This is a genomic window from Streptomyces sp. NPDC085481 (assembly GCF_044541845.1).
Classification (GTDB): Bacteria; Actinomycetota; Actinomycetes; order Streptomycetales; family Streptomycetaceae; genus Streptomyces.
Genome location: NZ_JBITTJ010000001.1, coordinates 29,399 through 51,141, shown reverse-complemented (window position 1 = coordinate 51,141; position 21,743 = coordinate 29,399). Strand labels below are relative to the sequence as shown.

The 21,743-nt window shown below is 73.1% G+C and carries 24 protein-coding genes; 15 read left to right on the top strand and 9 right to left on the bottom strand.

What is annotated here, in order from left to right:
• The first annotated feature begins 156 nt into the window (after positions 1-156).
• Positions 157-378, top strand: a complete 222-nt coding sequence (locus ACIGEZ_RS00285; protein WP_005319113.1) for a helix-turn-helix domain-containing protein — start codon at positions 157-159, stop codon at positions 376-378.
• Positions 379-507: 129 nt separating this feature from the next.
• Positions 508-1,317 (top strand): enoyl-CoA hydratase/isomerase family protein, encoded by an 810-nt coding sequence (locus ACIGEZ_RS00280; RefSeq protein WP_399824235.1) that lies wholly within the window; start codon positions 508-510, stop codon positions 1,315-1,317.
• Between the two features lie 122 nt (positions 1,318-1,439).
• Here ACIGEZ_RS00280 and ACIGEZ_RS00275 read toward each other — a convergent pair whose 3' ends face one another.
• On the bottom strand, positions 1,440-2,111 hold the full coding sequence (locus tag ACIGEZ_RS00275) for a hypothetical protein (protein ID WP_399824233.1): 672 nt from the start codon (positions 2,109-2,111) through the stop codon (positions 1,440-1,442).
• 99 nt (positions 2,112-2,210) lie between these two features.
• Between ACIGEZ_RS00275 and ACIGEZ_RS00270 the strand changes: the two genes are divergently transcribed.
• Genes ACIGEZ_RS00270 through amaP form a run of 5 tightly spaced genes read left to right on the top strand, consistent with a single transcriptional unit; the run spans position 2,211 to position 4,493 of the window.
• Positions 2,211-2,666 carry an Asp23/Gls24 family envelope stress response protein gene (locus ACIGEZ_RS00270; RefSeq protein WP_399824232.1) on the top strand — a complete coding sequence of 152 codons (456 nt, stop codon included), beginning with the start codon at positions 2,211-2,213 and terminating at the stop codon, positions 2,664-2,666.
• Between the two features lie 36 nt (positions 2,667-2,702).
• Entirely contained in the window at positions 2,703-2,897 is a 195-nt protein-coding gene (locus ACIGEZ_RS00265) for a hypothetical protein (protein WP_399824230.1), read from the top strand.
• A gap of 6 nt (positions 2,898-2,903) precedes the next feature.
• On the top strand, positions 2,904-3,263 hold the full coding sequence (locus tag ACIGEZ_RS00260; RefSeq protein WP_399824229.1) for an Asp23/Gls24 family envelope stress response protein: 360 nt from the start codon (positions 2,904-2,906) through the stop codon (positions 3,261-3,263).
• Positions 3,260-3,901: a DUF6286 domain-containing protein gene (locus ACIGEZ_RS00255; protein WP_399824227.1), complete on the top strand. Its 642-nt coding sequence runs from the start codon at positions 3,260-3,262 to the stop codon at positions 3,899-3,901. The genes ACIGEZ_RS00260 and ACIGEZ_RS00255 overlap by 4 nt, the downstream gene beginning before the upstream one ends.
• A gap of 4 nt (positions 3,902-3,905) precedes the next feature.
• Positions 3,906-4,493 carry an alkaline shock response membrane anchor protein AmaP gene (gene amaP, locus ACIGEZ_RS00250; RefSeq protein ID WP_399824225.1) on the top strand — a complete coding sequence of 196 codons (588 nt, stop codon included), beginning with the start codon at positions 3,906-3,908 and terminating at the stop codon, positions 4,491-4,493.
• A 43-nt stretch (positions 4,494-4,536) separates the two neighbouring features.
• Here the strand turns inward: amaP and ACIGEZ_RS00245 are convergent, their stop codons facing one another.
• The 6 genes from ACIGEZ_RS00245 to ACIGEZ_RS00220 all read right to left on the bottom strand — a co-directional run bounded on the left by ACIGEZ_RS00245 (position 4,537) and on the right by ACIGEZ_RS00220 (position 10,149).
• Positions 4,537-5,292, bottom strand: coding sequence for an SDR family oxidoreductase (locus ACIGEZ_RS00245; RefSeq protein ID WP_399824223.1), 756 nt, complete (start codon positions 5,290-5,292; stop codon positions 4,537-4,539).
• Between the two features lie 4 nt (positions 5,293-5,296).
• Positions 5,297-7,081 carry a glycoside hydrolase family 15 protein gene (locus ACIGEZ_RS00240; RefSeq protein ID WP_399824221.1) on the bottom strand — a complete coding sequence of 595 codons (1,785 nt, stop codon included), beginning with the start codon at positions 7,079-7,081 and terminating at the stop codon, positions 5,297-5,299.
• Between the two features lie 61 nt (positions 7,082-7,142).
• Positions 7,143-8,015, bottom strand: coding sequence for an SURF1 family protein (locus tag ACIGEZ_RS00235; RefSeq protein WP_399824219.1), 873 nt, complete (start codon positions 8,013-8,015; stop codon positions 7,143-7,145).
• A gap of 78 nt (positions 8,016-8,093) precedes the next feature.
• Entirely contained in the window at positions 8,094-8,327 is a 234-nt protein-coding gene (locus tag ACIGEZ_RS00230) for a hypothetical protein (protein WP_329419513.1), read from the bottom strand.
• A gap of 54 nt (positions 8,328-8,381) precedes the next feature.
• Positions 8,382-9,356: a DEDDh family exonuclease gene (locus ACIGEZ_RS00225; protein ID WP_399824217.1), complete on the bottom strand. Its 975-nt coding sequence runs from the start codon at positions 9,354-9,356 to the stop codon at positions 8,382-8,384.
• A 136-nt stretch (positions 9,357-9,492) separates the two neighbouring features.
• On the bottom strand, positions 9,493-10,149 hold the full coding sequence (locus ACIGEZ_RS00220; RefSeq protein WP_399824216.1) for a TetR/AcrR family transcriptional regulator: 657 nt from the start codon (positions 10,147-10,149) through the stop codon (positions 9,493-9,495).
• Positions 10,150-10,247: 98 nt separating this feature from the next.
• On the opposite strand from ACIGEZ_RS00220, the gene ACIGEZ_RS00215 reads away from it, so the two are divergent.
• The 6 genes from ACIGEZ_RS00215 (at position 10,248) to ACIGEZ_RS00190 (ending at position 16,415) form a co-directional block, all read left to right on the top strand.
• Entirely contained in the window at positions 10,248-11,051 is an 804-nt protein-coding gene (locus ACIGEZ_RS00215) for an acetoacetate decarboxylase family protein (RefSeq protein ID WP_399824214.1), read from the top strand.
• Positions 11,051-11,935 carry an SDR family NAD(P)-dependent oxidoreductase gene (locus ACIGEZ_RS00210; protein WP_399824213.1) on the top strand — a complete coding sequence of 295 codons (885 nt, stop codon included), beginning with the start codon at positions 11,051-11,053 and terminating at the stop codon, positions 11,933-11,935. Before ACIGEZ_RS00215 ends, ACIGEZ_RS00210 begins: the two co-directional genes overlap by 1 nt.
• 21 nt (positions 11,936-11,956) lie before the next feature.
• The gene (locus tag ACIGEZ_RS00205; protein WP_399824212.1) at positions 11,957-13,240 is read left to right on the top strand and encodes an amidohydrolase family protein; all 1,284 of its coding nucleotides are present in this window, start codon (positions 11,957-11,959) and stop codon (positions 13,238-13,240) included.
• Positions 13,237-14,475, top strand: a complete 1,239-nt coding sequence (locus tag ACIGEZ_RS00200) for an amidohydrolase family protein (RefSeq protein WP_399824211.1) — start codon at positions 13,237-13,239, stop codon at positions 14,473-14,475. Before ACIGEZ_RS00205 ends, ACIGEZ_RS00200 begins: the two co-directional genes overlap by 4 nt.
• Positions 14,476-14,499: 24 nt before the next feature.
• A complete protein-coding gene (locus tag ACIGEZ_RS00195; RefSeq protein WP_399824210.1) occupies positions 14,500-15,213 on the top strand; it encodes a VIT family protein in 714 nt (237 codons plus the stop codon).
• Positions 15,214-15,371: 158 nt separating this feature from the next.
• Complete coding sequence (locus ACIGEZ_RS00190) at positions 15,372-16,415, top strand: zinc-dependent alcohol dehydrogenase family protein (RefSeq protein ID WP_399824208.1); 1,044 nt, start codon at positions 15,372-15,374, stop codon at positions 16,413-16,415.
• 57 nt (positions 16,416-16,472) lie between these two features.
• On the opposite strand, the gene ACIGEZ_RS00185 is transcribed toward ACIGEZ_RS00190, so the two are convergent.
• The gene (locus tag ACIGEZ_RS00185; protein WP_399824206.1) at positions 16,473-17,774 is read right to left on the bottom strand and encodes a CoA transferase; all 1,302 of its coding nucleotides are present in this window, start codon (positions 17,772-17,774) and stop codon (positions 16,473-16,475) included.
• A gap of 78 nt (positions 17,775-17,852) precedes the next feature.
• Entirely contained in the window at positions 17,853-19,391 is a 1,539-nt protein-coding gene (locus tag ACIGEZ_RS00180; protein WP_399824204.1) for a S8 family peptidase, read from the bottom strand.
• Between the two features lie 273 nt (positions 19,392-19,664).
• Here ACIGEZ_RS00180 and ACIGEZ_RS00175 point away from each other — a divergent pair, with 273 nt between their 5' ends.
• Positions 19,665-20,036, top strand: a complete 372-nt coding sequence (locus tag ACIGEZ_RS00175; protein ID WP_399824202.1) for a DUF485 domain-containing protein — start codon at positions 19,665-19,667, stop codon at positions 20,034-20,036.
• Positions 20,033-21,658, top strand: coding sequence for a cation acetate symporter (locus ACIGEZ_RS00170; protein ID WP_399824201.1), 1,626 nt, complete (start codon positions 20,033-20,035; stop codon positions 21,656-21,658). The genes ACIGEZ_RS00175 and ACIGEZ_RS00170 overlap by 4 nt, the downstream gene beginning before the upstream one ends.
• Positions 21,659-21,743 lie beyond the last annotated feature (85 nt).

Here is a 21,743-nt window from a genome sequence, read left to right as displayed (position 1 = left end):
CGGCTTCCCGACCCACCGGAACGATCAATTCCGATCGTGACGGTCGCTTCCGTCCGGACCAAGCTCATGGCACAGACCTTGTCGAATGGGTGGCCAGGACGTCCGAGAGGGGTGATCATGAGAAGTCCAGAGCGCACTTCCCATGAGGAGGCACGGGTGGCCGAGACTCTGAAGAAGGGCAGCCGGGTGACCGGCGCCGCGCGCGACAAGCTCGCGGCAGACCTGAAGAAGAAGTACGACTCCGGTGCGAGCATCCGGGCACTGGCCGAGGAAACCGGCCGGTCCTACGGATTCGTCCACCGGATGCTCAGCGAGTCCGGAGTCGTGCTGCGCGGTCGCGGTGGCGCGACGCGCGGCAAGAAGGCGGCTTCGGCCTGACAGCGGGGCGGCTCGACCGGTCCACCGGATCTTTCGGTGGCCACCCGGTCGGCCGTGCGGCCGGCCGGGTGGTTACTGTGCAGTCACTTAGCATCGGATGCAGTGCTGCACCGGAACCGGAGGCGCCCCATGACTACGCTCGACGACTCCGAGCACATTGAGCTCGTTTTCGACAAGGACGGTGTACGGCTCACCGTCGAGGACGCCGTTGCCACGGTGACCCTGACCAATCCGGCGAAGCGCAACGCCCAGTCTCCCGCTCTGTGGCGGGCGTTGACGGAAGCCGGCCGGTCACTGCCGGGCAGCGTGCGGATCGTGGTCCTGCGCGGCGAGGGCAAGTCCTTCTCCGCGGGCCTCGACCGGCAGGCGTTCACGCCCGAGGGCTTCGACGGAGAGCCGTCCTTCCTCGACCTCGCACGCGGTTCCGACGAGGACCTCGACGCGGTCATCGCCGAGTACCAGGAGGCGTTCATCTGGTGGCGCCGCAGCGACATCGTGTCGATCGCGGCCGTCCAGGGGCACGCCATCGGCGCGGGCTTCCAGCTCGCGCTCGCCTGTGACCTGCGGGTCGTCGCGGACGACGTGCAGTTCGCCATGCGCGAGACCAGCCTGGGCCTGGTCCCGGACCTCACCGGCACGCACCCCCTGGTCTCCCTCGTCGGCTACGCCCGCGCGCTGGAGATCTGCGCCACCGGCCGGTTCGTCCACGCCGAGGAGGCCGAGCGCACCGGCCTGGCCAACATCGCCGTGCCCGCCGCCGAACTCGACGGTGCCGTACGGGACCTGAGCGCCGCCCTGCTCGCCGCGCCGCGCTCCGCGGTCATCGAGACCAAGGCCCTGCTCCAGGCCGCTTCGGGCCGCACGTACGAGGACCAGCGCACCGCCGAGCGGGCCGCCCAGGCCCGGCGCCTGCGCGACCTGGCGGGCCTCGGCGACTGACGGGGACCCGCCCCCGGGCGACCCGGCCGGCCCCGCCGGCCCCGCGGGCACCGGGCCGGCCCCTTCGGCGCAGTACGCGGCCCCCAGCGCAGTCCGGCCCCCTCAGTGTGGACCGGCCCCCCTCAGCGCAGCTCCGACACCAGCACCGTGACCGTCGTCGCCCCCGGGGCGGCGGCGGTCACCGCTGTCCGGACCGCGCGGCACACCTCCACGGCACGGTGGTCCGCGGTCACCGCGAGCTCGACGCGCAGCAGGCCCGGTGCGCGCCGGAGCGGCGCGCCGAACACATCGGTCAGGGCCGCCACGCCCGGCACCGCGAGCGCGGCCATAGCCGCCGGGTCGTCGGGCGTGGGCGGCGAGGTTCGCCCGGGCGGGGGAGCGGCGGGCGCCGGATCGCCCGGGGCGTCGTCGAGCAGCTCCGTCACCCGCAGGTCCACCCCGGCCACCACCAGGCCGAGGCCCTCCGCCGCCCCCAGCAGCGCCGCCCGCAGGGCGTCCGCGAGCTCCGGCAGCGGCCGCCCCGACACCACCGTGAGCCGGGCCGCGAACTCCAGGGCGATCCGCAGCTCCCCGGCCGGCAGTCCGCCGGGCGGCACCGGGAACCGCGGCCCGGCGGCGGCCCCGGCCTCGCCCGCGAGCCGGAACCGCGGCAGGGCCGGCACCACACCCCGTACCCCCCGCGCCGTCTCCGCCAGCAGCGCCCGTACCGCCCGCTCCGCGATCCACGCGCCGTCCGCCGGCCCGCCGAGCGGCAGCAGCCGGTCCGTCGTGCGCCACGCCTCAGCAGTCGTCATTGCTCCAGCCTGCCGCATCCCCGGCGCGAAACCGGGCAACCGCCCTTAATGTGGGCGAATAAGGCAAAACACCCAGGTGTGAGGGAAGGACGGATGGCGATGGCCGACAGCGCGCACTCCGACCAGCAGAACGCGGTGACCAGGCGCGGCGGCGGCGACCCCGCCCTGCGCGGCCGGACCACGATCGCCGACGGCGTCGTGGAGAAGATCGCCGGACTCGCCGCTCGCGATGTCGTCGGCGTCCACGCCATGGGCAGCGGCATCTCCCGCACCCTCGGCGCCGTCCGCGACCGCGTCCCCGGCGGGGGCGGCGGGAAGTCGGGCGTCACCCGCGGCGTCAAGGCCGAGGTCGGCGAGCTGCAGACCGCCCTCGACCTGGAGATCGTCGTCGACTACGGCGTCTCCATCGCCGATGTCGCCGGCGCCGTACGGGAGAACGTCATCGCCGCCGTCGAGCGCATGACCGGCCTGGAGGTCGTCGAGGTCAACATCGCCGTCAGCGACGTCAAGCTCCCGGAGGAAGAGGAAGAAGAGCCGGAGACGCGGCTCCAGTAGCCACGGGCGGCACGGCGGAAGCGGAAAGGGATCGGCATGAGCAACATGGCGGTGGTCGGCCTGGTGGCCGGCATGGCGCTCGGCTTCGCCGGGTACTTCGGCGGCTTCGGCGCGTTCGTCCTGGTGGCCGCGCTCGGCGCGATCGGCTTCGTCGCGGGCAGGTTCCTCGACGGGGACCTGGAACCCGGCGACCTCTTCCGGGGCCGCGACCGCGGCGACCGGCGGCGGTGACCCGGGGTGGCGGAGCTCGTACGCGACCGGGTGGGGGCGGCCGGCCGGGGAGCGACCACGGTCGCCGACCGGGTCGTCGCGAAGATCGCCGCCCAGGCGGCCCGCGAGGCCCTGACCGCCGTACCCAAGGGCGGCTCCGCCCCGCACGCCTCGGTGGTCGTGCACCGCGAGGCCGCCCGCGTCGCGGTGAGCCTCGAACTCGGCTACCCCTCCGACATCGGCCGCCAGTGCGGCGCCGTACGCGGCCGGGTACGCCACCGGGTCGAGGAACTCGCCGGGCTCGAGGTCCACGAGGTCACCGTCCACGTCGAGCGACTGCACTCCCCGCACACCGCACCCGACAAGGCCCGGGAGCGCCTGAGATGACCACCGAACCCGAACCGGAGTCCGCACCGCGACCCGCGCCGGAGACCGGGCCCGGGACCGCGCCCGTGCCGCCCCCCGAGGAGGCCCCGGCCCGGCCCGTACGCCGCTTCTGGTCCGTCCGGCGCATCCCCGCCGCCCTCCTCGCCGCCGTCGTCCTCGGCGGCGCCGGACTGCTCCTGTACGACGTGGCCGCTGTGCGCGCCGACCGCGGCGCCATGGCCTGGCGCCGCTCCCTCGCCGACGACCTCGCGACCCGGCCCCTCGACGACGTCCGGGTCCTCGCCGGCGCGAGCTTCGCCGTCGTCCTCGGCGCCTGGCTGCTGCTCCTCGCGCTCACCCCCGGTCTGCGCGCCGTCCTGCCGATGCGCCGCGAGCACGCCGACGTGCGTGCCGGACTCGACCGGGAGGCCGCCGCGCTCGCGCTGCGCGACCGCGCGATGGAGGTGTCCGGAGTCCGGTCCGTACGGGTCCGGGTGGGCCGGGCCAAGGTCGCGGCCCGCGCCGTCTCCCACTTCCGCGAACTCGACGAGGTCCGCTCCGACCTGGAGAACGTCCTCGCCGCCGGCATCGACGAACTCGGGCTCGCCCACCCGCCGGCCCTGACGGTCCGGGTGGCCAGGCCGCCCAGGAAGGGGTGACGGGGTGACCGTGGTGCTCCGGCGCGTCAACCGGATCGTGCTGGCCCTGGCCGGCCTGCTGCTCGTCGTGGGCGGCGGCGCCGTGCTCGCGGCCGGTTTCGACCTGCCCGTACCAGCCTGGTGGCCCTGGTCGGACCGCGACGACGTGCTGCTCACCCGCTCCCAGCGGCAGCACTGGCGCGCCGAGAGCTGGTGGTGGCCGGTGGTCATCGCCGTGCTCGGGCTCGTCGTGCTGCTCGCCCTGTGGTGGCTGATCGTCCAGTTCCGCCGGGCCCGGCTCCGCGAGGTGGTCGTCGACAGCGGCGACGGCGAGGAGGCCGTGGTGCGCGGCCGGGCCCTGGAGGCGGTCCTGGAGGCCGACGCGGGTGCCCAGGAGGGCGTCGCCCGGGCCCGGGTCTCGCTCACCGGCCGCCGCGCCGCACCCCGTACCCGCGTCGCGCTCCTCCTGGAGCCGTACGCCTCCCCGGCCGACACCCTGACCGCGCTGTCCGCCGAGGCCCTCGGCAACGCCCGTACCTCCGCCGGCCTGCGCGCCCTGCCGACGGAGGCCAGGCTGCGGGCGGTCAAGCACCGGGCCCGCCGGGTCACCTGAGCAGCCCGGGCCGGCGGGCGCGTCCGCGTCGCCTGAGCCGCGTTCAGAAGCCGCTGCGCGCCCCGCCGTCCACCGGCAGCATCACGCCCGTGAGATACGAGGCCGCCGGCGACAGCAGGAACGCGGCCGTGCGCCCGAACTCCTCCGGCGTGCCGTAGCGGCGCAGCGGGATCGCGGCCTCGTTCGCCGCACGGGCCGCGTCCGCGTCGCCGGACAGCGCGTCGAGCGAGCGGACCCGGTCGGTGTCGATCCGGCTCGGCAGCAGGCCCACCACCCGGATGCCGCGCGGGCCCAGGTCGTTGGCGAGGGACTTGGCGAAGCCGGCCAGGCCCGGCCGCAGTCCGTTGGAGATGGTCAGGCCCGGGATCGGCTCGTGCACCGAGCCGGACAGCACGAAGCCGATCACTCCGCCCTCCGGCAGCGTCTCCGCCGCCGCGCGGGCGAGCCGCACCGCGCCCAGGAACACCGTGTCGAAAGCGGCCGCCCACTGCTCGTCCGTGTTGTCCGCGGCGAAGCCCGGCGCCGGGCCGCCCACGCTGATCAGCACCCCGTCGAAGCCGCCGAACCGGGAGCGCGCCTCAGCGATCAGCCGCTGCGGGGTCCCGGGGTCGGTGTTGTCGGCGGCGACACCCGCCGCGTCCGGGCCGAGCGCGGCCGCCGCCTCCGCGACCGTCTTCTCCTCCCGCCCGGTGAGCAGCACCTTCGCGCCCTCCGCGAGCAGCGCCTCCGCCGAGGCCCGGCCGAGCCCCCGCGTCGCGCCGGTCACCACGTACACACGGTCCTTCAGTCCAAGATCCATGGACCTATCCTGCCGCCTCCTCCGCGGCGAGTGCGAGAGCGGTGTTCACCAGACCGATGTGGCTGAACGCCTGCGGGAAGTTCCCCAGCTGCCGGCCCGACACCGGGTCGTACTCCTCCGCGAGCAGCCCCACGTCACTGCACAGCCCGACCAGCCGCTCGAACAGCTCGCGCGCCTCCTTCACCCGCCCGGTCAGCCGGAGCGCGTCCGCCAGCCAGAACGAGCACACCAGGAACGTTCCTTCCTGCCCGGGCAGCCCGTCCACCGAGGTGCTCTGCGTCGAGTAGCGGCGCAGGAACCCGCCCTGCAGCAGCTCCGCCCGTACCGCGTCCACCGTCCCCACCACCCGCCGGTCGTCCGGCGGCAGGAAACCGACCTGCGGGATCAGCAGCGTCGCCGCGTCCAGCTCGAGCGAACCGTACGCCTGCGTGAAGGTGTTGCGCGCCGGGTCGTACCCCTTCTCGCACACCTCCGCGTGGATCTCGTCGCGCATCGCGCGCCAGCGCGCCGCGTCCCCCGGCAGCGACGGATCGGCCTCCAGGGTGCGCACCGCACGGTCCGCCGCCACCCACGCCATCACCTTGGAGTGCACGAAGTGGCGGCGCGGCCCGCGCACCTCCCACAGGCCCTCGTCCGGCTCGCGCCAGGTCGACTCCAGGAAGCCCAGCAGGCTCAACTGGAGGTTCCAGGCGTGCCGCCGCGCCGGGATCCCGGCCTCCCGGGCGCGGTACAGCGAGTCCATCACCTCGCCGTACACGTCGAGCTGGAACTGCTCCACGGCCGCGTTCCCCGTCCGCACCGGCGCGGAGTCCGCGTAGCCGCGCAGCCACGGCAGGGTCGTCTCGGGCAGCCTGCGCTCCCCGGCCGGCCCGTACATGATCTGCAGATCGGCCGGGTCGCCGGCCACCGCCCGCAGCAGCCAGTCGCGCCAGGCCGCCGCCTCCTCGACGTACCCCGCGGTGAGCAGCGCGCCGAGGGTGAGCGAGGAGTCGCGCAGCCAGCAGGCCCGGTAGTCCCAGTTGCGCACCCCGCCCAGCTCCTCCGGCAGCGAGGTGGTCGCGGCGGCGACGATGCCGCCCGTCGGGGCGTACGTGAGCGCCTTCAGGGTGATCAGGGAGCGCACCACGACGTCGCGGTAGGGCCCCTCGTGGGTGCAGCGGGCCGCCCACTCCCGCCAGTCGGCGAGCGACTGGTCGAGCGCCTCGAAGGGGTCGACGAGGTCCGGGCGCGGCTCGTGCGAGGGGTGCCAGGTGAGCACGAAGGCCACCTTCTCGCCCGCGCCGACGGTGAACGCCGAGCAGGTGGCGAACTGCTGGCCCCAGGTCTTCACCGGCGGCTCGCTGCGCAGCCACACCGAGTCGGGCCCGGCGACCGCCACCCGGTGGCCGTCGGCGCGGCGCATCCACGGCACGATCGAGCCGTAGTCGAAGCGCAGCCGCAGCGCCGCGCTCATCTCGACGCTTCCGCTGACGCCCTCCACGATCCGCACGACGTCGGGGGCCTTGTCGCGCTGCGGCATGAAGTCGACGACCTTGACGGTGCCCGTACGGGTCTCCCAGTAGGTCTCCAGGACCAGCGAGTCCTCGGCGTAGCCGCGTCTGGTGCAGCGGGTGGCGCCTTTGGGGGCGATCCGCCAGTGGCCGTTGTTCTCGTCGCCGAGGAGCGCGGCGAAACAGGCGGCCGAGTCGAAGCGGGGCAGACACAGCCAGTCGATCGACCCGTCACGGCCGACGAGCGCGGCGGTCTGGAGGTCCCCGATGAGGGCGTAGTCGTCGATACGTTGCGTCACGCTTTGGGCTGTTCCCGGAAGCGGCGACGGTCAATCAGAGGCGTGGACGCCGAAGGAGCCCTCAGGCCGTCGCACCCGCCGTCGCGGACGCCCCGTCCGTCCCGTCCGCGTCCTCTGGGTCCTCTGGGTCGTCTGCGTCGTCCGTGTCATCTGTGCCGTCTGTGTCTGCGGCGGAGCCCGCGCCGGCCGCTGCCTCCCGGTCGCGCTTCTCGCGCCGGACCAGGATCACCCAGCCGACGGGCACGCCGGCGGAGAACAGCCACCACTGCACGGCGTACGCCATGTGCGCGCCGATCGAGTCGTGGTCGGGCGCGGGGATCAGCTCGGGGGTGTCCCCGGCGGGTTCCGGCGCGGTCTGCTCGATGTACCCGCCGAGGACCGTACGGCCCAGCAGCGCCGCCTGCTGCGCGCTGTTGATCAGCATCACCTGACGGTCCGGCAGGCCCTTGAGGTCCTTGATGCCGCTGGCGCCGGTCGTCTCGTCGGCCATCAGCCGGCCCGTGACGGTGACCTCGCCCTTGGGGGCGGGCGGCACCTTCGGGAAGGAGTGCTGGTCGCCGGCGGCCGGCACCCAGCCGCGGTTGACCATGACGACCTTGCCGTCCGCCAGGACCAGCGGGGTCAGGACGTGCACGCCGACCTGCTCGTCGGAGGAGACGCGGCGCCGTACGACGACCTCGTGCGCGGTGTCGAAGGTGCCGGTGGCGGTCACCTGGCGCCAGTATTCGGCGCGCGGGACGGTGTGCCCGGGGGAGGTCAGCTCCTCGACCGGGACGGGCTTCGCCGCCAGGTTGTCCGCGATCAGGGTGTTCTGGGCGACCCGGCGCTCATGCCGGTGGAACTGCCAGAAGCCCAGCTCGATCATCACGGGGATGAGGACGAGGGCGAGCAGGGTGAGGATCACCCACTGCCGGGACAACAGGAAGCGGTACACCCCATGACCGTACAACTCGGGCCATGGGGTGCACGCACGGGGGTTCCGGTTCCCTCACCGCCCGAAAGGATCGTTTCGTCACACCTTGTCGACGATGCCCGCCTTTCCCTCCGCACGGGCGCAGTGCGCACCGCAGTACCAGTTCCCCTCCACCTCGACGCCCTGCCCGATGATCTGGACCCGGCAGTGCTCACAGATGGGCGCCATGCGGTGGATGGCGCAGGAGAAGCAGTCGAAGACGTGCACGGCGCCCTGCGCGTGCACCTCGAAGGACATGCCGTAGTCGTTTCCGCAGACCTCACAACGTGCCATGCGCCACAGGGTGGCGCCGCGGGCGCGCGAAGGCCGGGCGGCGCGCCCGGCCCGTCACTCGTCTGCCGGGGCCACGTCCCGCAGCAGCTGCGTGTAGGCCGCCTCGTCGACGACGGGCGTCCCGAACGACTTCGCCTTCAGGGTCTTGGAGGTGGCCGCGTCCGGGTCGTTGGTGACGAGCAGGCTGGTGAGCCTCGACACACTGGTCGCCACGTGCAGCCCGGCCTCGACCGTACGGTCCTCGAGGAGCTCGCGGTCGACCGACGTGTCGCCGGAGAACGCCACCCGCATGCCCTGCTTCAGCGGCCGGTCCACCGCGTAGCGCCCCGGGTTCGGGTACGGGCAGGGCGGCCGCTTGCGCGAGGGCCGCCAGCCGTTCGTACGGTACGAGGCCTGGTAGCCGATCCGCGGCTGCGCCGGAGCCGAGGCCCACTCCGTCAGCGGCCGGCACTCCAGGAGCGGCAGCCTTACCCCCCGCTCGGCGGCCGCGTGCAGGCTGGGCCGGAACGCCTCCGCGAGCACCCGGGCGTCGTCGAGCGCGTTGTGCGCCCGCTGCTGCACCACGCCGAAGTGCGCGGCCAGCGACTCCAGCTTGTGGTTGGGCAGCGGCAGCGACAGCTCCTTGGACAGGGCGATGGTGCACAGCCGCTGCCGCACCGGCGCGGTGCGCTCGGCCCGCGCGTACTCGCGGGCGATCATCTGCCAGTCGAACATCGCGTTGTGGGCGACGAGCACCCGCCCGTCGAGCCGCGCCGAGAACTCCTCGGCGATCTCCGGGAACAGCGGCGCGCCCTCCAGCAGGTCGCTGGTGAGCCCGTGGATCCACACCGGGCCCGGGTCCCGCTCCGGATTGACGAGCGTGTACCAGTGGTCCTCGACGTTGCCCTGGGCGTCGAGCCGGTAGACGGCAGCCGACACTATCCGGTCGTCGCGGGCGAGGCCGGTGGTCTCCACGTCGACGACCGCGTACCCCTGTGGGTAGGCGGCCGGCCACGTCACTGCTGTCGTACGGTCGTCGAGCATGGTCACTGAGAATACGGGCCCTCACTGACACCCCTGCTCCCGGTGCCCACTTCCCTGGCCGGAACCGTACGCCGCCGGCGAACGGCGAAGCGGGCCGCGGGCCCACCCGGGCCCGCCCGCACGGGAATTCGCAGGCGGAAGCTCAGCGGGCCCCGGCCGGTTCCGGTTCCTCCTCCCGCAGCAGCCCGGCCACCAAGGCCCGTACCGCCGTCGTGAAGAGCCGCTCCGTGTCGATCGGGGCGGCCAGAGCGCGGGCGAGGGGCGGGTCCGCCTCGGCGGGTCCGGGGGTCGTGTCCGTGGCCCAGAGCTCCGTCTCGGCGGGGGACTGGGCGGGGGCGCGTTCCCGGTTGCGTTCCACCAGGACGTGGCCGACGACCTGGAACTGGACGGCCCGCACCAGTTCCGCCGCCCGGGCGCCGCGCAGGCCTGCCGCGTGGGCCTCGTGGACGAGGGCGCGCTGGGCGGGCAGGAACATGCGCTCGGTCAGGCCCCGTTCGTGGACCATCGCGACCAGATGGGGGCGGTCACGCAGGGCGCCGCGAAGGAGGCGGGCCACCGAGACGATGCGCTCGGCCGGGTCCCCGCCGCTCGGGCGGAGGGTGCCGAGGTCGGCGACGGTGCGTTCGACGAGGGCGTCGAGCAGCGACTCGCGGTTGCCGACGTGCCAGTAGATCGAGGTCACGGCGGTGCCGAGCTCGGCGGCGAGCCGGCGCATGGTGAGCGCCGCCGGGCCGTGTTCCCTGACCAGGGCGGCGGCGGTGTCAAGGACCTGGTCCCGGGTCAGCGCGGTGCGTGCCATCGGATCCCCCAACTCCCGTGCGTGCACGGCTCTTTACCCTTCCGGGCCGTCGGTGTAACTGTGTTACAGGCCGATACGTTCCCGAAAGGTGGTACGTCATGGCACGAGTACGGTACGGGGCGCGCACCGAGGCGGAGATCGCCGCGACGCGCGCCAGGAGCGCCGGGCTTCCCGACATCTGGTCCACCGGAGTCGTCGCCGTCTGGGAGACCGCCCCCGACGTCGTGGCGGCCGTCCTGCCGCCGCCGCTCAAACCCACCGGGCGCCCGCTCGTCCGCGTCAACATCAGCAAGGTCGACCTGCCCGGCTACCCCCTCGGCGCCGGATCCGTCGCCGTCGCCGCCGCCCACGGCGACCAGGAGGGCTGGTATCCGCTGGTCATGCCGATGACCCACGAGCGCGCCCTGACCGGCGGCCGCGAGGTCTTCGGCGAGCCCAAGAAGCTCGGCGAGGTCCTCGTCGAGCGCGACGGCCTCGTCGTCACCGCCTCGCTCGCCCGGCACGGCATCGCCTTCGTCGAGGTGCGCGGCGCCGTCTCCGGCACGCTGCCGCTGCCCGAGCCCGCCGTGAAGACCGACTTCTACTTCAAGTTCCTGCCCTCCGTCGACGGCGCCGGTTCGGGCTTCGACGGCGACCCGGTCCTCGTGCACTGCGTCCGCAACGAGAAGGTGCGCCGCCTGGAGCGGATCACCGGCGACGTCGTCCTGCGCGAGTCGATGTACGACCCGGTCGCCGACCTGCCGGTCCGCCGGCTCGTCGAGATCACCATCGGCGAGAAGACCACCGACCAGCAGGGCCGGGTCGTCGAACGCGTCAGCGCCCAGGACCTGCTGCCCTACCTCCACCAGCGCTACGACGACCCGCAGCAGGCCCTCGACGCGCCGCCCGAAGGAAGTGTCTGATGGAACTGCGTGACGGACAGGTCGCCGTCGTCACCGGCGCGGCGAGCGGCATCGGCCTCGCCATGGCCCGCCGCTTCGCCGCCGAGGGGCTCGCCGTCGTCCTCGGCGACGTCGAGGAGGCCCCGCTCGCCAAGGCCGCCGAGGAGCTGATGGCCGAGGGGGCGCAGATCCTCGCCCGTACCGTCGACGTCAGCGACGCAGGATCCGTACGGGCCTTCGCGGACGCCGCGTACGAGACCTTCGGCGCCGTCCACGTGCTGTGCAACAACGCGGGCGTCGGCTCCGGCGCCGAGGGCCGCATGTGGGAGCACGAGCCGAACGACTGGAAATGGGCCTTCGCCGTCAACGTGTGGGGCGTCTTCCACGGCATCCAGGCCTTCGTCCCGCGCATGCTCGCCGGCGGCGGACCCGGCCATGTCGTCAACACCTCCTCCGGCGACGGCGGCATCGCCCCGCTGCCCACCGCCTCCGTCTACGCCGTCACCAAGTCCGCCGTCGTCACCATGACCGAGTCGCTCTACGCCCACTTGAAGGCGGAACGCGCCGCGGTCGGCGCCTCCGTCCTGTTCCCCGGCCCGCACATGCTGCGCACCGGCCTGTGGGAGTCGCACCGCAACCGGCCCGAGCGGTACGCCAAGCAGCGCCCCCGCAAGACCCCGTACCGCAGCCTCGACCAGTGGGAGTCCGCCATGAAGGAGGCCGGGCACGAGGTCGCCTTCACCCCGGTCGAGGAGGTCGCAGGGCACGTCGTCGACGGCATCCGGGCCGACCGCTTCTGGATGCTGCCCGCGAGCGAGCACAGCGACCGGCAGATCAGGGCGCGCTCGCAGTCGATGCTCGAGCGGGCCAACCCGTCGTACCTGGAGAGCTTCATCCTCGACTGACCCCACGGAGGAGGCTGCACCATGAGCCATGAGGATCCGTATCTGATCATCTCGTCCGACTGCCACGCCGGGCTTCCCACGGAGGAGTACCGGCCCTATCTCGACTCCCGCTTCCACCGCGCCTTCGACGACTTCCTCGCCGGGCGCGACGCCCGCCGCGAGGCCATGACCCGGCTCGGGGTGCGCAACGAGGCCTTCGCGAACAAGTGGTTCAGCGACAACGAGGAGGGGCTGCGGGGCGGCTGGGACGCCGCGCAGCGGATCAAGGAGCTCGACGGCGACGGGGTGGCCGGCGAGGTCGTCTTCCCCGACGCGGACGCCGTCGACAGCCAGACCGCCGCGCCCTTCGGCGTCGGTCTCGGGCTCTCCGGCGACCAGGACCCGGAGCTCGGGATGGCGGGTGCGCGGGCGCACAACCGGTGGCTCGCCGACTTCGTCTCGCAGCACCCCGAACGGCACCGCGGGGTCGCCCTCCTGCCCGTCACCGCCGAGGTCGGCGAGGTCGTCGCCGAGATCCACCGCGCCAGGGAGTCCGGGCTCGGCGCGCTGATGATCCCCTCCATGTGGGTCGACAAGGAGCCCTACCACGACCGGCGTTACGACCCGGTGTGGGCGGCCGCCGCCGAGACCGGGATGCCGGTGGTCACCCACTCGGGCGCCGCACCGCGCGAGGAGTACGGCGATCACCTCGGGATCTACGTCTCCGAGGTCACCTGGTGGCCGGCCCGGCCGCTGTGGTTCCTGCTCTGGTCGGGGGTCTTCGAGCGCCACCCGGGGCTGCGGTTCGGCGTCGCCGAGTCCGGCTGCTGGTGGCTGCCGAACCTGCTGTGGTTCATGGACCGGCTCTATCTGGGGGCGCACGGCGGCAAGAAACTCTCCCCCTTCGCCGAGTTGAAGCGTCCGCCCAGTGAGTACCTGGACCGGCAGATGTTCATCTGCGCCACCAACACCAAGCGGCGCGAACTGGCGCAGCGTTACGAGATCGGCGTCGACAACATCCTGTGGGGATCCGATTTCCCGCACCCTGAGGGGACCTGGCCCAACACCCGGGCGTGGCTGCGGAACACCTTCCACGACATCCCGGTGGGGGAGACCCGGCGGATGCTGGGTCTGGCGGCGGCGGACGTCTTCGGATTCGATGTCCAGAAGTTGGATCCAATATCCCGTCGCATCGGGCCCACCCCCGCGGAGCTCGGCCAGCCGGCCGACCAGTCCGCGGTCGAGGCGTCCTGGGCCCGCTCCCGGGAGGTCGGCCGCCACTGGCTGACGGACCACGACTTCCCGGTCCTGGGGGTCACGCCGTGACCCTCGACGCGACGGACCGCTACACGGTCGTCTCCGCCGACTGCCACGCCGGCGCCGACCTGCTCGACTACAAGCCGTACCTGGAGAAGAAGCACCACGACGACTTCGACGCCTGGGCGGCGACCTACGTCAACCCGTACGAGGACCTGCTCGCCGACACCGCCGACCGCAACTGGAACTCACAGCGCCGGCTGCGCGAACTGGAGGCGGACGGCATCGTCGCCGAGGTCGTCTTCCCCAACACCATCCCGCCGTTCTTCCCCAAGGCCTCCCTGATGGCCCAGCCGCCCACCCGGGCCGAGTACGAGCAGCGCTGGGCCGGCCTCCAGGCGCACAACCGCTGGCTGGCCGACTTCTGCGCGGACGCGCCGGGCCGCCGCGCGGGAGTGGCGCAGATCCTGCTCAACGACGTGGACGCGGCGGTCGCGGAGATCCGCCGCACCCGCGAGGCCGGCCTGACCGGGGGCATCCTGCTGCCCGGGGTCCCGCCCGGCTCGCCGGTGCCCGAACTGTACTCGGAGACGTACGACCCGATCTGGGCGGTCTGCGACGAGCTCGGCGTCCCCGTCAACCACCATGGCGGCTCCGCGTCGCCGCCGCTCGGCGACGAACCGGCCGCCCGGGCGGTGTTCATGGTGGAGACGACCTGGTTCTCGCACCGCGCTCTGTGGCACCTGATGTTCGGCGGTGTCTTCCGCCGCCACCCCGGCCTCAACCTGGTCCTCACGGAACAGGGCTCGGGCTGGATCCCCGGCGTCCTGGAGATGCTGGACTACTACCACCGCCGCCTGGTGGCGGCCTCCGCCAAGGCGAGCACCGCGGAGTCGAAGTTCGGCGCCGGCCTCGCCGAGTCCATGGGCAAGGGCCCGCGCGAGGTGTGGCGCGACAACTGCTTCGTCGGCGCGAGCTTCATGCGCCCGCACGAGGTGCCGCTGCGCGACCGGATCGGCCTCGACAAGATCATGTGGGGCAGCGACTACCCGCACGACGAGGGCACCACCCCGTACTCCCGCGAGGGCCTCCGCATCGCCTACGCGGGCCTGCCACGGGACGAGGTCGCGGCCATGGTGGGCGGCAACGCGGCCCGCGTCTACGGCTTCGACCTGACCCGCCTCGACGCCCTGGCCGCCGTCCACGGCCCGGCCGTCGAGGAGATCGCCGAGCCCCTGAAGGAGGTCCCCGCGGGCGCGACGAGCCCCGCGTTCGCACCGGGCGGGTCGGTCCGCGTGTGGTGACGCGCGGGGTGCGACCCTCCTGGGGTGACTGAAGCCCCCGTACACGACGAGGCCCACGGCGGCGGCCTCGGCACCCGGCTCAACTGGCTCCGGGCCGCCGTGCTCGGAGCCAACGACGGGGTCGTCTCGACCGCGGGCCTCGTCGTCGGCGTCGCCGGGGCCACCGAGTCCCAGGCCGCCCTGCTCACCGCGGGCCTCGCGGGGCTGCTCGCCGGCTCCATGTCCATGGCGGCGGGGGAGTACGTCTCCGTCTCCACCCAGCGCGACTCCGAGAAGGCCGCCCTCGCCCAGGAACGGCGCGAACTGCGCGAACAGCCCGAGGCCGAGCTGGCCGAACTGACCGAGCTCCTCTCGGCCCGCGGCCTGTCCGCGGACGTCGCCCGCGAGGCCGCCGAACAGCTCACCGAACGCGACGCCCTGCGCGCCCACGCCCGCGTGGAACTGGGCATCGACCCGGACGCCCTCACCAACCCGTGGCACGCCGCCGGCGCCAGCTTCCTCGCCTTCACCGTGGGCGCCCTGCTCCCCCTCCTGGCGATCGTCCTGCCCCCACCCTCCTCCCGCCTGTGGATCACGGTCCTCTCCGTCCTCGCCGCCCTCACCCTCACCGGCTGGTGGAGCGCCCGCCTCGGCACCGCGCCCGCCGCCCCCGCGATCCTCCGCAACGTGTGCGGCGGCGCCCTGGCGATGGCCGTGACCTACGGGGCGGGATCGCTGCTGGGTGCGGCCGGGGTCTAGGCCGGATGCGGCGGGGCGCCGCCCTGCTCGCCACCGGCGTCGCCGGTCGGCCCCAGCTGCCCGTCCCGGACCTCTGGCTCATGCTGACCGGGGGAGCCCTGCGCGCGATGTACGGTGAATGTCGTACAAACGTCTGAGCACAGCAAGGAAAGTCCGCCATGCGCGCCACCACCATCCACGCCCCCTTCGACATGCGCGTGGAGGACGTGCCCGACCCCGTCGTCCAGGACGCCACGGACGTCGTCGTCCGGGTGGTGCGTGCCTGCATCTGCGGCAGCGACCTGTGGGCCTACCGCGGCGAGTCCGACCGCCGCCCCGGCCAGCGCATCGGCCACGAGTTCCTCGGGATCGTCGAGGCGGCCGGCTCCGAGGTGACCGGCTTCGCGGCCGGCGACCTCGTCGTCGCCCCGTTCGTCTGGTCCGACGGCACCTGCGCCTACTGCGCCGAGGGCCTGCACACCTCCTGCCCCAACGGCGGCTTCTGGGGCTCGGTCGGCTCCGACGGCGGCCAGGGCGAGGCCGTCCGGGTCCCCTTCGCCGACGGCACCCTCGTCAAGCTGCCGGCCGACGCCGCCTCCGACGACCACCTGCTCACCGCCCTGCTCGCGCTCTCCGACGTCATGGGCACCGGCCACCACGCCGCCCTCGGCGCCGGCGTGCGCAAGGGCTCCACCGTCGCCGTCGTGGGTGACGGCGCCGTCGGCCTGTGCGGCGTCCTCGCCGCCAGGCGGCTCGGCGCCGAGCGGATCATCGCGCTCGGCCGCCACACCGCCCGTACCGACATCGCCCGCGCCTTCGGAGCCACCGACGTCGTCGCCGAGCGCGGCGAGGCCGCCGAGGCCGCCGTACGCGAGCTCACCGGCGGCCACGGCGCGCACGCCGTCATCGAGGCCGTCGGCACCGAGCAGTCCATGCGCACCGCCGTCGCCATCACCCGCGACGGCGGCGCCATCGGCTACGTCGGCGTCCCGCACGGCAGCGGCACCGGCCTCGACCTGTCCGTCATGTTCGACCGGAACATCGCCCTGCGCGGCGGCGTCGCGCCCGTCCGCGCGTACATCCCCGAGCTGCTCCCGGACGTCCTCGACGGCACGATCGACCCCTCCCCGGTCTTCGACCTGACCGTGGGCCTGGACGGCGTGCCCGGCGGCTACCAGGCGATGGACGAGCGCACCGCCCTCAAGGTCCTCGTCAAGCCGTGACCCAGGTCAGGCCGTGACCCGGGCCAGGCCGTGACCCGGGTAAGGCCGTGACCCGGGTCAGGCCGTGACCCAGGCGGGGTCGTCCCCGCCCGGTACGCCCGGCGGGCGCGACCAGCCCGCCGGGCCGCCCTCGTACGCCACCGGCGACAGCGCGTGCCGCAGCCGCCCCAGGGGGCCCTCCGTCTCCGTCAGGTAGCGCTCCGGGTCGTACCGGGGCAGCGCGTGCGTGAGCCAGTGCCCGGTCTGCGCCAGGGCGAGGCGTACGCGGCGGGTGCCGCCGTCGCGGTCCTGCTCGGTCAGCGAGCGCAGCACCGCCGCCGCGAGGAGGTAGCCGGTGCCGTGGTCCAGGGCCTGCGCCGGCAGCGCCCCCGGCTCATCGGCCGAGCCCTCCACGGCCGCGATCCCCGTCGCCACCTGCACCAGGCTGTCGAAGCCGCGCCGGCCGCCCCACGGCCCGTAGTCGCCCCAGGCCGACAGCCGGGCCACCACGAGCCCCGGCCGGTCCAGGCCGAAGCGGTCCAGGGCGCCCGGCCGGTACCCGGTCACCAGCACGTCCGCCGCGTCGAGCAGTTCGCCGAAGGTACGCCGGTCCGACGGCCGCTCCAGATCCAGTGCGGCCGTCCGCTTCCCGACGTCGGTGTCGGCGTGCTGGTCCGGCAGCTCCGGGTTGCCCGGCGGGTCGATCCGCAGCACGTCCGCGCCGAGCAGCGCGAGCGTCCGGGTGGCGACCGGGCCCGCGATGACCCGCGTCAGGTCCAGGACCCGCAGCCGGCCCGAACGCTTCCTCGGCGCGGCCTCGTCGAGCCGCTCCCGGGTCAGCAGCGGGCGCGCCGCCACCTCGCGGCCCTGCTCGCTCGCCGCCCACTCCTCGGGGGTGCGCAGGGCGACGGCGAGGCCCCCAGCCCCGTACACGGCCGTCTCGGCCTCCTGCGCCGTCCGCTCGGCGATGGCGGCGGCCACCGCCTCCACCGACCCGGACGGCACGCCGAGCGCGGCGAGCAACGCTTCCCTGTGGTGCGGATAGTTGGCGTGGGTGCGCACCCAGCCGTCGGCGGCGCGCCAGAACCGCGACAACGGGGCGAAGCTCACCGGGGCCCGCCCGTCCACCCGCAGATGACGCTCGCTCACGAAGGCGGTGGCCACCGCCCCGTCGTCGACCCGCACCGGCCCCGTGAGCCCGGCTCGCTCCACCGCGGCGAGCCCTGCCACGGCGACGGTCGCCCGGGCCAGGTCCATCACCGGCAGCCGGGCCGGGAGCAGCCCCGACGGGCCGCCGTAGGCCACCCGGTGGACCAGGGCGGGATCGCCGCCCAGGGCCGACCACAACAACTCCGTAGCCGAACGCACTGTGTTGTCCATGGACGCATGATGGCACTCGGTGCCACGCGGAAGGGCCCTGGTGTGGCCGACCACACCAGGGCCCCTCGGGCGAATCGGTTACCGGCGGACGGCGGCGAGCGCGTCCACGATGCCGGCCCCGTAGAAGCCGTTCTTGTTCTTGCCGCCCTCGCACACCGCGTCGACCTTGCCGTCGGCGTTGATGTCGTACGGGTTGGTGCACGCGTGCTCGTCCGCCTGCGCGTACAGCAGCGCCTTCAGGGCCGCCGCGCTCGCGTGCGGGTGCGTCGACTTCAGCAGCGCGAGGACGCCCGCCACGTGCGGCGAGGCCATCGAGGTGCCGGCCTTGTAGTTGTAGCCGCCGTTGACCGTGGTCGACAGGATGCGGCCGTTGACCGCGGGGGCGTCCGGGGTCTGGTACTCGGTGCGGTCGCCGCCGGGCGCCGCCACGTCGATGACGCCGAGGCCGTAGTTGGAGTAGGACGCCTTCAGGCCCTTGGCGCCGGTCGCGGAGACCGTCACCACGCCCGGCAGCATCGCCGGGTAGTCGAAGCACTGCTTCGGGTCGATGACGCGGTCGCCCGGAGTGGTGTCGTTCGGGCTGCTGTTGTCGAGGATCGAGTCGGCCGCCAGGTCGAACGTCGAGTTGCCGGCCGCCGCCACGTTGACCGTGCCCCTGCGCTCCGCGTAGCGGGTCGCGCGGGTGACCGCCTCGATGAGGGCCTTCTGGTCCGCGTCGTTCTTGCAGGCGAACATCCACGGGTCGGTGTAGTAGCTGTTGTTGGTGACGTCGATGCCGTGCTCGGCCGCCCACATGAAGCCGCAGACCACGGCCTCGGTGTAGAAGAAGCCGTCGGGCGTCGACACCTTGATGCCGGCGAGCTTCACGCCCGGCGCGACACCGGTGACGCCGATGCCGTTCTTGGCGGCGCCGATGGTGCCGGCGACGTGCGTGCCGTGGTCGCTCTCGCCCGGGTTGGGGCGCCACGAGCCGGGGGTCGTGTCGGCCTTGCCGCTCACGCAGTTGGCGGAGGCCTTGGCGTCGAAGTTCGGCGCCAGGTCGGGGTGGGTGTCGTCCACGCCGGTGTCGATGATGCCGACGGTGACGCGCTTGCTGCCGAGCGTCTTCTCATGCGCCTTGTCGGCCTTGATGGCCGGCAGGTCCCACTGCAGGGGCTCCAGCGGGTCCTGGTCGTCCGCGGCGGCGGCCGTGGCGGCCTTGACCTCGGCGGGGGTCAGCGCCTGGGCGCCCTCGCCCACCGAGTCGTCGGACTGCACGGTCAGCGGAGCCGTACGGGTCGCGCCGGCGGACACCACGCCGCGCGCCGTACGGATCGTCTGCGCGAAGGCGGGGTTCTGCGAGTGGACGACGATCACGCCGATCCGGTCGTAGGTCACGACCACCTCGCCGCCCGCGGCGGCTATCGCCTTCTTCACCGAGGCGGCCGTCCAGCGGCCCCCTTCGATGTTGACGACGTACGACAGCTTCGGGCCGTCGGTCGCCACGGCGGCGGCCGGGGCGTCGCTCAGCTCCGCGGCCGAGGCGGCGCCGGAGGGAAGGAAGCCGAGCGAGGCCGTGAGCGCGAGACCGGCCGGCAGAGCGAGTACTCGGCCGCGCCTCGATCCCAGATGAGCCATGGGTTCTCCACATCATCCGTATGTACTGTCGGCGCGCCGATTGCGCGCCGACAGGTGCATGACGAGTGAAGCTATCGCCGATCTTCCCCGGTCATCAATGAGTTGAGAAGACTTCATGAAGATCCGGAGAAAGAAAACCACCCGCGTGAACCACTTCCCGCCGCGCTCCGTGCCGTTGGGCAGGGGAGGGGCTCCGTCCGGCGGCCCCGTCTCCCCACCCCCAGTGAGGCCCCCTTGTCCATGCCCGCCGTACCCGCGTCACGAGGAGATTCCGTGGCTACCGACGCAGCGCCGCCGCCCCGAAGCGGCACGGCTCCCGCCGCCCCCGCCCAGCCCACGACGGAGGAGTTCGTCGAGGTCCAGGAGAGTGAGGAGTTCGGCGAACTGCGCCGTACCTACCGCTCCTTCGCCTTCCCCCTGACGGTCGCCTTCATCGCCTGGTACCTGCTGTACGTCCTGCTGTCCAACTACGCCGGCGGCTTCATGGGCACCAAGGTCTTCGGCAACGTCAACGTGGCCCTCGTCCTCGGCCTCGGCCAGTTCGCGACCACCTTCCTCATCGCCTGGCTGTACTCGCGGCACGCGGCGAACCGGCTCGACCCGCAGGCCGAGGCCATCAAGAAGCGCATGGAGGCCGACGCATGAGCACTCCCGTCCTGCTGGCCGCCGGCAGCGCCACCAGCGAGCACCGCACCCTGATCGTTACCCTCTTCGCGGCCTTCGTCGTCGCCACCCTCGTCATCACCGTCTGGGCCGGCCGCCAGACCCGCAGCGCCGCCGACTTCTACGCCGGCGGACGGCAGTTCACCGGCTTCCAGAACGGCCTGGCGATCTCCGGCGACTACATGTCCGCCGCGTCCTTCCTCGGCATCGCCGGCGCCATCGCCCTCTTCGGCTACGACGGCTTCCTCTACTCGATCGGCTTCCTCGTCGCCTGGCTGGTCGCCCTGCTCCTGGTCGCCGAACCGCTGCGCAACTCCGGCCGGTTCACCATGGGCGACGTGCTCGCGTACCGGATGCGCCAGCGGCCCGTCCGCACCGCGGCCGGCACCTCCACGATCGTCGTCTCGATCTTCTACCTGCTCGCGCAGATGGCCGGCGCCGGCGTCCTCGTCTCCCTGCTGCTCGGCATCACCAGCGACGGCGGGAAGATCGCGATCGTCGCCCTCGTCGGCATCCTCATGATCGTGTACGTGACGATCGGCGGCATGAAGGGCACCACCTGGGTGCAGATGGTCAAGGCCGTGCTGCTCATCGCGGGCACGCTCCTGATCACCTTCCTCATCCTGTGGAAGTTCCACTTCAACGTCTCCGAGCTGCTCGGCGCGGCCGCCACCAACAGCGGCAAGGGCGACGCCTTCCTGGAGCCCGGCCTCAAGTACGGCGCCACCGGCACCTCGAAGCTGGACTTCCTCTCGCTCGGCATCGCGCTCGTCCTCGGCACGGCCGGCCTGCCGCACATCCTCATCCGCTTCTACACCGTGCCGACCGCCAAGGCCGCCCGTAAGTCCGTCAACTGGGCCATCGGCATCATCGGCGCCTTCTACCTGATGACGATCGTGCTCGGCTTCGGCGCCGCCGCCCTGCTCAAGAACAGCGACATCATCGCCTCCAACAAGGCCGGCAACACCGCGGCCCCGCTCGCCGCCCTGGAGATCGGCGGCGGTGCCGGCTCGACCGGCGGCGCGCTCCTGCTCGCCGTCATCTCCGCCGTCGCCTTCGCCACCATCCTCGCCGTCGTCGCCGGACTCACCCTCGCCTCGTCCTCGTCGTTCGCGCACGACATCTACGCCAACGTCATCCGGCGCGGCCAGGCCACCGAGAAGGAGGAGGTACGGGCCGCCCGCTGGGCCACCGTCCTCATCGGCGTCGTCTCCATCGCGCTCGGCGCCCTCGCCCGCGACCTCAACGTCGCCGGCCTGGTCGCCCTCGCCTTCGCCGTCGCCGCCTCGGCCAACCTGCCGACGATCCTCTACAGCCTCTTCTGGAAGCGGTTCACCACCCAGGGAGCGCTCTGGTCGATCTACGGCGGCCTGATCTCCTCGGTGGTCCTGGTCCTGTTCTCGCCGGTCGTCTCCGGCAAGCCGACCTCGATGTTCAAGACCGTGGACTTCTACTGGTTCCCGCTGGAGAACCCGGGCATCGTCTCCATCCCGCTCGGCTTCCTGCTGGGCTGGCTCGGCTCGCTGCTGTCGAAGGAGGAGCCGGACAAGGGCAAGTACGCGGAGCTGGAGGTCAAGTCCCTCACCGGTGTCGGAGCGCACTGATTCGTATACGTTCCGCTGTGAACCATCGGCCGCGTCGTAGAGTTCTACGACGCGGCCGTCCCGGTCCTCGTGACAATCGGGCCGT